The organism is Leucothrix pacifica, assembly GCF_003172875.1.
GTDB lineage: Bacteria > Pseudomonadota > Gammaproteobacteria > Thiotrichales > Thiotrichaceae > Leucothrix > Leucothrix pacifica.
On record NZ_QGKM01000096.1, the window covers coordinates 21,312 to 31,908 of the forward strand.

The 10,597-nt window shown below is 46.5% G+C and carries 8 protein-coding genes and 1 CRISPR repeat array (1 of these 9 running past the window's edge); all 8 genes read right to left on the bottom strand.

All coding sequences use genetic code 11. The features are described 5' to 3' along the window. Positions 1-590: direct repeats of the CRISPR family, unit length 36 nt; unit sequence GTCTTAATACCTTATTAATCAGGTAACCATCCAGAC; it begins 136 nt to the left of the window's first position. Between the two features lie 165 nt (positions 591-755). Genes DKW60_RS21780 through DKW60_RS21815 form a run of 8 tightly spaced genes read right to left on the bottom strand, consistent with a single transcriptional unit; the run spans position 756 to position 10,315 of the window. Next, positions 756-2,915 carry a TIGR03986 family type III CRISPR-associated RAMP protein gene (locus DKW60_RS21780; protein ID WP_109839776.1) on the bottom strand — a complete coding sequence of 720 codons (2,160 nt, stop codon included), beginning with the start codon at positions 2,913-2,915 and terminating at the stop codon, positions 756-758. After that, positions 2,912-3,454 carry a hypothetical protein gene (locus DKW60_RS21785; protein ID WP_109839777.1) on the bottom strand — a complete coding sequence of 181 codons (543 nt, stop codon included), beginning with the start codon at positions 3,452-3,454 and terminating at the stop codon, positions 2,912-2,914. Before DKW60_RS21785 ends, DKW60_RS21780 begins: the two co-directional genes overlap by 4 nt. Continuing rightward, positions 3,451-4,878 carry an RAMP superfamily CRISPR-associated protein gene (locus DKW60_RS21790; RefSeq protein ID WP_109839778.1) on the bottom strand — a complete coding sequence of 476 codons (1,428 nt, stop codon included), beginning with the start codon at positions 4,876-4,878 and terminating at the stop codon, positions 3,451-3,453. Before DKW60_RS21790 ends, DKW60_RS21785 begins: the two co-directional genes overlap by 4 nt. Then, entirely contained in the window at positions 4,875-6,365 is a 1,491-nt protein-coding gene (locus DKW60_RS21795) for a type III-B CRISPR module-associated Cmr3 family protein (protein ID WP_109839779.1), read from the bottom strand. Before DKW60_RS21795 ends, DKW60_RS21790 begins: the two co-directional genes overlap by 4 nt. After that, the gene (locus DKW60_RS21800) at positions 6,362-7,030 is read right to left on the bottom strand and encodes an RAMP superfamily CRISPR-associated protein (protein ID WP_109839780.1); all 669 of its coding nucleotides are present in this window, start codon (positions 7,028-7,030) and stop codon (positions 6,362-6,364) included. Before DKW60_RS21800 ends, DKW60_RS21795 begins: the two co-directional genes overlap by 4 nt. After that, a complete protein-coding gene (locus DKW60_RS21805) occupies positions 7,023-8,630 on the bottom strand; it encodes a Cas10/Cmr2 second palm domain-containing protein (protein ID WP_109839781.1) in 1,608 nt (535 codons plus the stop codon). The genes DKW60_RS21800 and DKW60_RS21805 overlap by 8 nt, the downstream gene beginning before the upstream one ends. A 60-nt stretch (positions 8,631-8,690) precedes the next feature. Continuing rightward, positions 8,691-9,617 (bottom strand): CRISPR system precrRNA processing endoribonuclease RAMP protein Cas6, encoded by a 927-nt coding sequence (gene cas6 / locus DKW60_RS21810; protein ID WP_109839782.1) that lies wholly within the window; start codon positions 9,615-9,617, stop codon positions 8,691-8,693. Next, entirely contained in the window at positions 9,614-10,315 is a 702-nt protein-coding gene (locus tag DKW60_RS21815; RefSeq protein ID WP_109839783.1) for a hypothetical protein, read from the bottom strand. Before DKW60_RS21815 ends, cas6 begins: the two co-directional genes overlap by 4 nt. Positions 10,316-10,597: the final 282 nt, after the last annotated feature.

Sequence of the window (10,597 nt, forward strand, 5' to 3'; positions counted from 1 at the left end):
AGTCTTAATACCTTATTAATCAGGTAACCATCCAGACGACACTCAGGGAAAAAAAGCTCATGATAGAGCTCCGTCTTAATACCTTATTAATCAGGTAACCATCCAGACATGCAATATCTGAAAATGGAACAATGCCGGTTGTCTTAATACCTTATTAATCAGGTAACCATCCAGACGTGTTCGGTATGATGATGTTGGCAGAGAGTCTGTCTTAATACCTTATTAATCAGGTAACCATCCAGACTGCAGCCAATTGGCGGTGGGCCACTACAGAATGGTCTTAATACCTTATTAATCAGGTAACCATCCAGACTATTGATTACCGCGGTTATCGCGATGAATAGTTGGTCTTAATACCTTATTAATCAGGTAACCATCCAGACCACCAAAATGGTCAAATTACTTCCCCCAACAAGTCTTAATACCTTATTAATCAGGTAACCATCCAGACAAAAAAGCATAGGGAAATTCGATGTAAAGTTTTGTCTTAATACCTTATTAATCAGGTAACCATCCAGACTATTGAAATAATTAAATCAGCTATAACTAGTACAGTCTTAATACCTTATTAATCAGGTAACCATCCAGACCCTCTCACTTTCCAAAAAATTAACCGTATCAATGACTTACAGTATAATTTTATATATATCAAAAGAGATATACAGCACTTAGCTATTTTTTGACGCTTTATTAATGGCATTTATTCTAATACTTCACGTATCACACCTCTATTTTACTGCATTTAAATGACTATTTCACTCAGCACTATAAATGCGATGCGCCTTAATAGCAGACTTCCCATGAGGCTCACCCCACCAATCTTGAGTCTGCCAATATTTTTTTATCTGAACCAAAACAGCCTGCTTCAACTCAGCATCTTCCAGTAAACTCCACTGTTCAGCCAACCCCTTAGCATGCAGCACGTTTTTCACAGGTGAGTTAGTACGCTCAGAAATCTCTGTCACGGTATCACGTAACCACTTACCAGCGTCTGAGTTATCCCATGCTCCATTGGAAACAATCACGCCAGAACCACTCGGGGCAGATGGCAAACTCGATGGCATATAGGACTCCAGCACCTTGCCTTCCTTCTTAGCGGTAACAAACTCGTTCCATTTACCACCACCGTTCAAATCAAGATGCTTCAATCTGCCCGGTAAACCCGGCGCATTTTCAGGATTAGCCATGCCGCGTAATTGCAGCAGCTGCTCACACGCTTCCCAGCCACCCGGAATAGCCGCCTCATTACAAAAATCATCCATAGTTTTCACGAAGCTACCGACGCAATCATCAAGTGCAGGTGTATCACTAAAATCATTGGCTTCCAGATACTGAGTGTCTTCTGTATCCAAGGTGATCGACACCTGACCAAAGCCAAACGATTTTGCCATTCCAAGGCTATGTCTTAGCTGAGTATTACCTCCCCACTCCATTGCCCAAACTAATGCACCAAGCTCGCATTGACTCAGGTTATGAAAGCGTAGTTTACTGCGAAAGCTTAATGCCGGTTTGGCCATTAATGGCTTCAGGCTAACCTGAATATCTTTATTTGCTTGCTGGTCTTTGCTCAGTGTCGCGACTTCAAAACCGGGGCGCACCGGATAGCGTTTCCAACCGCGAATTTCCGCATCCGCTGCCATTAACGTGGTGTATCCCTTCCCTTCTAACTCACCGTCTTTATGCTTCTGTACGATGTAGTTCGGGTAATACGTCGGCTTTGGCCCGTTTAATATCGTTTGATACTGCTTTGTTACAACCTCATTAGACGCTTGCTCACACACCGCATGCGCAAAACTCACCCGACCCTTCAAACTATTCACACCCTGGTCTTCATCCACATATCCGAAGATCAGTTCACACAAATCGGGTTTATCCGCGTCATAGTTACCTTGTACCCGCTCAATCACATCACCGACGCTATTGGTATAAGCCAGCTTGTACATGAGTGATAAACCAAGCGACTCAATGACGCCGTTTTTCTCAAGATAAAAAACAGGAAAACCGTGCTTAAAGTCGAGAGATTGCAGCGCTTCCCAATGGCTTAACTTTTTATCTGTTGTTTTATTTTTACTGCTATCCATGCTGCAGTCTGCACCACGGTATATCTGCAAAAAGCCCTGAATCACCCGTTCAGGAATTTCTTTAGCGGCTTTAGCTTCAGTATGAAACACAAACTCCATGTGCTTAGTCGGCCCGGGTTGGCCGGTAAAGACAATCTCACCATCCATTGAGCCGGAACCAAGCGATCCGACTTTACTGTAGTAAAGCTCCTTACCTTTGTGCTTTTGAAACGTTGCTCCACCAGCGGTGAACTTAACCTCAAGAGACTTTCCGGCTTTCTTCCAGAACTTATACTTATCATCGGCAACCGGTCTCTTTTTCAAGAAGGCAGCAAACGATTGACCACTCAGGTAACGCTCAATATCGCGATGCTCTACGCGTGAGAATTCACAAGGCAGTATCTGCCAACGCCCTTCATTAAACTGTAACCAACCCGATTTTGACTTAGGTTTAAACTTCATTCTGCCAGCAGTTTCAGTCATGTGGTTGCCGTAAAATGCTCGGGCACCCGGCGTTAAATCACGCACACCATAGCGCTTGTCATCGACAAAATTCATTTTGCCAAATGAAGCAATTTCCAGAACATTACGAATCATGCCGCGCAGACTGGAACCCGGTATGCCATAGCGACCATCAGGAAAAGTAAACGGCTCAACCGGTGCTTTTTCATGCGCCTTTTCACCGACCAATAAAGGCGAGTGTGCGGTAATCGTAAAATTCAAAACACCTGACAGCCCCCCCGCCATTGGCGTATCAATAGAAACCTTATCCTGCCAGTCAGGCTGAAACACCTGTGACGATAAAGGGGCAAAGTTATACGGTGCGGTTATTTTTTCATCCGGTAAATTACTCATGATTGCGCCTCCTTCTGAAAACCGAGGAACCGACTATGCACTTTTTGATATCCTATTAATGCATCACGTTGCCAATAGACCGCATAAGCTAAGTGCCCCAACTCATCTTTTGTTGAGAGATACGTCATAGTCTGCCTGAGTAAGTCCTCCCCCGGCTGCTCCTGATATTTCGTCAGTAACCATTGGCCACTACCATTCTGACTAATATGCAGACTCTCGCGATTGGCATTACTCAATTCGCCATTTAGAATCCAACCTATTCCCGAGTGATCTAAAAAGCTCAGATCCCCATTTGTGAGGCTCAACACTTCAGACTGATAACACAACCAACCTTGTAAAGGCTGAAATGCACGTATGGCTGAAATAACCTCTGCATGAGTGACCACCGGGTTCGGATTCGCAGCCGCCATCTCACCATCTGCCACATGGTCATTCACTATTAACTGACAAGGGCTGAGCTCCGGCAATGAAATCGCCAGTTGAGGGTCGGTTTTTAGGTAATGTCCCAATTCATTATATTGGCGGATTAACTCTTTCATAATGCGCCTCTCTGTATCCATGCTTCATTATCAGACCACTTGAGTTCAGACTGCTCGCTGCCAAAAAAGCCATGTCCTTTGCTACTTGCAGCGCCTAAGGCCAAACGCCCCTTCACCAAATCATCCAAAGTTAGCTCCAATGCCTTACGGCAGTGTTCATCCACTGCTTGCAGGCGGTGCGGGTCGAACCATAATGTCAGCTTCAGTGGCTGTTGCCACAGTAGTTCCTCAACGTACAACACACCATCACGAACCCCACCGGTGAAGCGGTCAATACTGGTATGCGACATTTGTGCAATCGTCGCAGGCTTAGCCTCGTTATCCGGATAAATATCACTAAAAAAAATCGCCCCGACCTGCCCCTTAGATCGGGCATCTTTTGTATCGGCAGCATAGCCAAACAGCGCATTCACGCCCGCCAACTCATCAATCGAAGAGGATTCCAGAGTCATTCCATGCTTCTGACATATCCGCTGATAATGAAACGCCAGACGATGTCTTAATGCACCTTTGACACCACTACCCGGCACCACAATTTTTCTTGGAACAAATCGTGCGCGCTGCTTTTCCCAAACGATGCTTGGCTCAGTCACTGGCAGTGCTTGCGGCGTTACATCCCTCTTTTTATCGCTCAGACTCTCTGTACCTTGCCCAACACGCCAATAATCTTCGGGGTGCAAACTCACATCAACAAACAAACCAGCAGTTTGTTGCTCAGCATTCAGAGACGACGTTAAACCGGATACTTCACCCAGCCCGTTTGGTAATTCCGCAAACGTCTGATAATCCTGTTTATCCTTGAGATTAAATTGCCGTGAGTGCAGGCGCTTCAACGAAAACTTACCAAGCCCACTTCGCACTGATCCACCAATACGCAAGGCTGAACCGGATAGAATATTCAGTAGTTGCTGCCATTGGCTGTCATCACAACTGCCTGCCCACAGACTGATTTCAAAACTAAACCGACATCCGGCAGGTATTAGCGTTTTATCAAATTTTTTCTGTTCTTCCGCAACACCACGCTCATTCAACTTTACCCGTTCACGCGTCAGTGGATGATCCTGAGATAAACGATCCAGCAATGGGTCTTGCAATGCACTGTGATGGATACCCTCTACCGGCACATCCTGACTGTCATGCACACACCCCCAAGACACTTGCACTCTGGACGCTTGACCAGCCTGAGTCTCATAATGTCGGATATAGCCAAATAGATCCTCAGTCTCTTCTTCACCATGTGCTTGTTGGTACTGACTTCTCAACACACCCGCCAGACTCGTTCCGGGGATCGTTGGTAAATTATTAGCATCGCGAACGACCAACGCATCAAACGCGCCATCACTTAAGCCACTGGCGATAGCAAAAGCAGTGTCAGCTTCGATGACAAAACGTGCGAGGTGAAGATAGGAATATTCTGCAATCATTTCATTGCCTCCTGCTTGCTAATCACACCACGGGCAATCTGTGCGAGATTTGCCGCTAACAGACCAGGATTATCTTTCTCACCTTTCAACTGCTTCTCCAACCACTCAGCAAAGCTAGTAGCTTGACCTGCTCCTGTTGCAGTTTGCCAAGCAACATCAGAGGCTGCGCAGATTGCTTGTTTATTGTTACTGTCAAATAATGCATAGAACAAACCATCTGACTTCCCCCCCGAGGCGTATTGCTTGGCTAGCTCAGAGACCTTACCCCACTGGGATCGTCCCGGGCCGACTAACACACCGGGCTGTTCACCAGCGTAGCGTCTGGCAGCGCGATACAGCTCAGCCAGCTCTTCTGCACACTGTTCGGCAAGCTCGCGAACACGACGACGCTGCCCACCCGCATCGTTTTGGCGTAATAACCAAGTTGCTAATGGATGATCCGGTGCTTCACCAAGCACATCCTGTTGTGGTGGCTCAGATTCCGGCATAGGAACGGTTTGATTTAATAGCGGTGGGTTAACCAGCACCTGCCCCAATCCACATTCCCGATAACAACCAATTCCCGCTTTCCATTGCTCCTGCTGCTCACTCGTCAATGGCGCATCAAGTTTGAAGCTCAACACACTGCCTTGGGTAATAACCTGCCTCTCACTATCGTGTGAATGGCGATGGCTGTTATATGGGCTATAACTGCGAAACCGCATAAAAGAACGTTCCGGCTGAAAGCTTCCTGAAAGTCCAAAATGTCTGGCCTCGGGAAGTAACACCGGCTGGCCATACTCATCCTGCAGTGCCAAGTCTGACTGTAGCCATAGCAATAAGCTGTGTGGATCACTGGTATCACCTTCAGCTTGGTATTCCGGTAGCGGCTCCACATCACAAAATACCTGACCATATTGAGCCGTTCTCGAACGCCCCAGCAAAAGACCGCCACTCAGTGCTTTTACTAAAGATAACTCCAAAGACTCTGATATCTCGTCATCAATATCCAAACGTGCCGCAAAAGTTTGACCAGCCAATAAAGCCTGATAACCATACAGCTGGGAAGTGGCCGCTGTTGCAGTCTTCGGGTCTATCGCCGTTTTCATGCGGTAGCTGGTTTTGGGAAACAGTAAATGCCCTGTGTCACTGACAAAACCTTGGCGTAACTGCTCTTGTTTCATCTTTATTTCATCATCTGCTGCCAGTAAATGATTAAGCAGACGCGTCTCCCCCGCTTTAGCCCGCAATCGATGCCAGGCTAATGGTATCGGGCGGGAAGGTTTATCCGCTTCACAAGGGTAAGCATTACCGAAGCGCACCGAGCCGGAATGGAATAACTGAAAAGCGACCTGCGCTGGTACTTGCTGATACAGGGTAGCCGCCGCTGCACCCAACAAAGCAGCACCCGGTATATAGTCCAATGAGTGATTACCACCTAACGTAGAAGCGGTCGCACTCAGCACCACATCTTCTTGCAACGTAATAGTTATCTGATGTGATCTCATGCCGTCACCTCCACGTCAGACAAGCTCAGAACTGAACGCCCCAATCCTCGTGTCCGGTTCGAACCAACCGCCCTCACCAGCGGTAAAGCCTGCGCTAAAACACTTTGCCATTCATCAAGCAATGTCGGGAATGGGCAGGACTCAGCTTTAGACTCAATGAGCGATATATTGGCTTCTAATGTCATTGGTACAGTGACTTGCTGAGCACGCAAACTGCCTTTTTTGGCAACGCCAGTCCCTGCTTCGATTGCAGTGGAGTAAACAGAACGAAACAAGCAATCACGTAGTTTTTGATGATCCGGGCTATTGCCCTCCAACCAAGTGATCAGCTCCTTTGGCATTCTGGCATCGCTAAATTTCAGAATACCGGCACGTGTTTTATCTCTGGGCAAGCCATCCTCTTCAAAGCCCGGCGAGCCGAATAGATAATGTTCCAGCACTTCCGTATTGGGCAGACCATCTTCCTGAGTGTATTCCAGCACGCCCCAATCGGCTGCACGGGTCACTGCATCTCGTAGCAAACCTTTGATCATCTTGCCAGATACGAATGGCAAACCTGCGATATCACGCTCTACCAATGCATCCAGATGACTTCCACTACCCCGACCTGTACCTGCATGCCAATAACTGCGAATATCAATACTCAGATTGCTTTGTTTAATCATTGTTTTCGCCCTCTACAGCCATCCAGGTACTCATGTCTCCTAAAAAGCTCCGGTATTGCCCCGTGCTTGATTCCACAAACGGTAAGCACTCATGCAGCTTGCTACCAAGCAAGCGGTCTGTAAGCTCGTTGTAGCTTGCCAGTGGGGACTCTGGGTCATCTGCTACATACAGTTTTTGCATATTCTCCTGCCAACGTGCGTAAGACTTTCGGGCCTCCGGAATACTCTCATGCAGTAAAGTAGTGAAATGTCGCATTGGGCCGCGCGACATCGTCTCATCCCTAAACAACTGCTTCATGGCCAACAAATCATCCAGTGCCGGTAATTGTGTGGCGTGACCTCCCACCCCGTATGCACCCAGTGTTAGCTGATACGCATCATCACCATCCCAAGCTGTCAGTTCACGCGGTAACGCAACACTGTAATCTTCAATCATCGAGGTCGATACCCGATGAAACACCATGGACGAAGGCGTTAGTTGCTGACTTCCTTCTACTAGTGCTTTGGACTGTTGTTTAGCCTCCAGTGTCAGGGACTCAGCCAAACGATATCCCATGCGAAACGGTTGATTGATTTTGATAAAAGCTAAACCTGCACAAGCTGTCAATTGCTCTGGAATCGCGTCATATTCCTGCAGCTCAGCTAAGTGCTCTTTGGTTTTTTGCTCAAAGAATTCGAGAAAATCACGTGTAAAATCAAAGGCAAACTCGCCACCGATAATTGCCGTTAAATCATCGCCCCCCAGTACTAGTGGACGAAACGGTAAGAACGGCTTTTCAAGATCAGTGTTTTCTTTGGTTTTATGAATAATGGGGGCTAAGGCAAGCTGGGCAGCTTCGGTAGTTGCGAGGTTAATTTTTTCTGAGAAAGTTTTGAAAGTCTCAGTAAAATCCGCAGCGGTTTTGTTCGATAACTCATCTGCTAATTGACTGGTTATATTACCAAGCGCATTGCCGTCAGCATGCAGAATGCCAACATAGCGTGTGGTATCAACCGGAAACTCCGTGTCAGTATTTGATGGGAAACGGCAGCCACTTTGCTTATCTGGATCAAACTTATCTTCAAGCTCCGGGGCTGAACTGAACTGACGTTTTTTCTGTGTTGCCAGATCGATCCATTCTGGAGAATCTTGTTTTTTGTCTAAGCTAACCGAAGGCTTTCCTGTTCTAGGACTACGACGCACCAACGGCCCTGCCACAGGTAATTCTGGTGTACGGTACAAACGCAAGGTTCGCAATGTTGCAGCAGCTTGTTTGTAGGCGGCATTGGGTGACTCTGCTCCATCGCTGATACTTTGGCCAAAGCTTAAACCGGGAGCAATTCCTGCGATAATCAAACCCCACAAATCCCGCAGTGCAATGGCCTTTTCTTTATCCGTAAATAAGAGAGAGAAAGCAGAACTTCCCCGACGTGAAAAGTCATAATCACCGTCACTTTTCAGACCTTCTTTATAGTCCAAAACGCTCAGCGCGTGATCCAACGGTTTTTGTAACAGGGATTCCAGTAACTCACTTGCACCTACCATGTCTTTGAGCTTGCCACTGCTCAAAATGTAGGACTGGATGGAATGCACTTCAAACAGATAGAAGTAATAGGTCATAGAAAGGCCACTTGTGCATTGGGATTAGTGCACATAATAAACAGACACCACCCAAATCTGTCAAGTTTTCAGCCAAAAATTCCCGTAACCCATACTGGCGTTTTTACCAACGTTTAGCCATTGACCAGTATTCAGAAATAATCCAAGGGTTTTAGCGTTCTTGAGATTGATAGTGAATTGACCTATCAACCCACCGGATTGCTTACTTGATCGGCTCTTTGCAGAATAACGTTCATCAGCTTTATAGGTGATTGACTGCTCGAGTAAAACCACTGATTCAGCCATCGCTTTTAAAGCCCGAAAATCAGCCTGAATCTTTTCACCGGTCGTAAAATATTGCATCAGGTCTACACGGCGAATAATTGCCATTAGCAAGCGATCTACTGCTAACTGTTTAGCATTGGCAGCATTACCAGAAGCACGATACGGAGTGAGAAACTGCAAAGTAACTGCATCAGGCATCACCACATCAGGCATCTTCACCGGAGGCTGTGCTGCTATCAATTTATTGTCTTGCACTAAGTTAAATTGACTGCCATCCGGTAACTCCTGATGAATACCGACAAGTTGCAATTTACTGCGTTTTTTTCCTAAACCAGTATGAGCAGCAAGCATCATTGCTGCCGCGATAACGGGAAATTTTTGGTTACTGCTGCCACACAGCACTATGGACTGACGTACAGTTTCACCCGCTTCATAAACACTTTTAGTTTCTTCGTTAAACTGAAAAACATGCGGTGGCGGTATGGTTGTGTACTTGCGCATGATTTCACTATCCGGTGGACGTACACCCCTGAAAAGCTGAGGATAATCGCAATCATGTAGATAAAAACACTGTTCGCACTCCGTATCGGGTGATACACAAGCGCGCTGCTTAAGCGCTTTACCCAATACGCTATGCCAAAGTACTCCGGGCTGTGCAGGCATTTCAAGCGCAGCGGTAACCGTAAACGTGAAGTGATATTTTGACAGGGGTAAATGGATCATTCGTTGGCTTCAGGGTCTTCCGAAATACGCTCCAGCACCAGCTCACCCGCAGTGTTCATGCCTCTGTGCCATTGGCGATTCGTCATGTTGATGCCTTTTAGTTTGCCATCCGCAGTCACTTCTAGTTTTGCCGCCCCGTCATGACTGTTGGTATCGGTTGTGACGGGGTTTGTAGTGGTGTTTTTATAGAAATAAAAAAGCTCAAATGCATCGGTGTCAGGATTCTTTCTTGGAACTGCCAGATAGGTGTAAGACTCTGAATAAGGTTTGCTCAAATCTGGCGAACGCGGTTGTGACACAAGCGTGACCTTTACTCTGAATAAATTGGCAGTAATCCTCACCGTTACTTTGGTTTTTAGCAGTGACACATCCGGTTGGTCAGCATTGTAAATTTCCTGCTGAGTACTTGATGCGTTGATCAACCTCTCGATGATCGGCCAGTTAGATTCCTGCTCTCCCTGCCAAACTCCGTTTAGATCCGGGAAAACCCAGCGGTTTAATTGCGGAAAGCGTTTCCAGAGTTTCCGCCAAACAGGTGTGGCTCCTAACAGCCAAAACAAGCCCGTCGTTATCAACAGGCTTAGAGAAATTAAGTTAAATGAGAACCCACCCTTTATGGATGACAGCAGTAGGAAAAAGAGCACAAGTGATGCGCCAAATGTGTAAAAGACTGTTTTTATCGGTAAAGCCAGATACATGGCCATCTTCCCCTGATAGCGGCATGTGTAAACATGCTGTGAAAAGTAGTGACACCTCGAACTGCGCTCATGTTAGTGCAGTTCGAGTAGGTTTTCAGCATTTTTTTGGCTGGACTCATTCAAATGATGGGAAGTCTTAATACCTTAAGTAACCAACTATAAATTTTGTAGTAAAATACCCCAAGCTTACTCATCAATAGGAAACGGTCTTGAAGTTTGTTAACCCTTTGCCTCAGCAGGACAAAAACGCACTGACACAGGTTTATGAAAACCATTCAAATC

Excerpts from the sequence above, each read along its gene's own strand:
- DKW60_RS21815 (WP_109839783.1), bottom strand. The coding sequence starts at position 10,315 with ATGTATCTGGCTTTACCGATAAAAACAGTCTTTTACACATTTGGCGCA.
- cas6 (WP_109839782.1), bottom strand. The coding sequence starts at position 9,617 with ATGATCCATTTACCCCTGTCAAAATATCACTTCACGTTTACGGTTACC.
- DKW60_RS21805 (WP_109839781.1), bottom strand. The coding sequence starts at position 8,630 with ATGACCTATTACTTCTATCTGTTTGAAGTGCATTCCATCCAGTCCTAC.
- DKW60_RS21795 (WP_109839779.1), bottom strand. The coding sequence starts at position 6,365 with ATGAGATCACATCAGATAACTATTACGTTGCAAGAAGATGTGGTGCTG.
- DKW60_RS21780 (WP_109839776.1), bottom strand. The coding sequence starts at position 2,915 with ATGAGTAATTTACCGGATGAAAAAATAACCGCACCGTATAACTTTGCC.
- DKW60_RS21800 (WP_109839780.1), bottom strand. The coding sequence starts at position 7,030 with ATGATTAAACAAAGCAATCTGAGTATTGATATTCGCAGTTATTGGCAT.
- DKW60_RS21785 (WP_109839777.1), bottom strand. The coding sequence starts at position 3,454 with ATGAAAGAGTTAATCCGCCAATATAATGAATTGGGACATTACCTAAAA.
- DKW60_RS21790 (WP_109839778.1), bottom strand. The coding sequence starts at position 4,878 with ATGATTGCAGAATATTCCTATCTTCACCTCGCACGTTTTGTCATCGAA.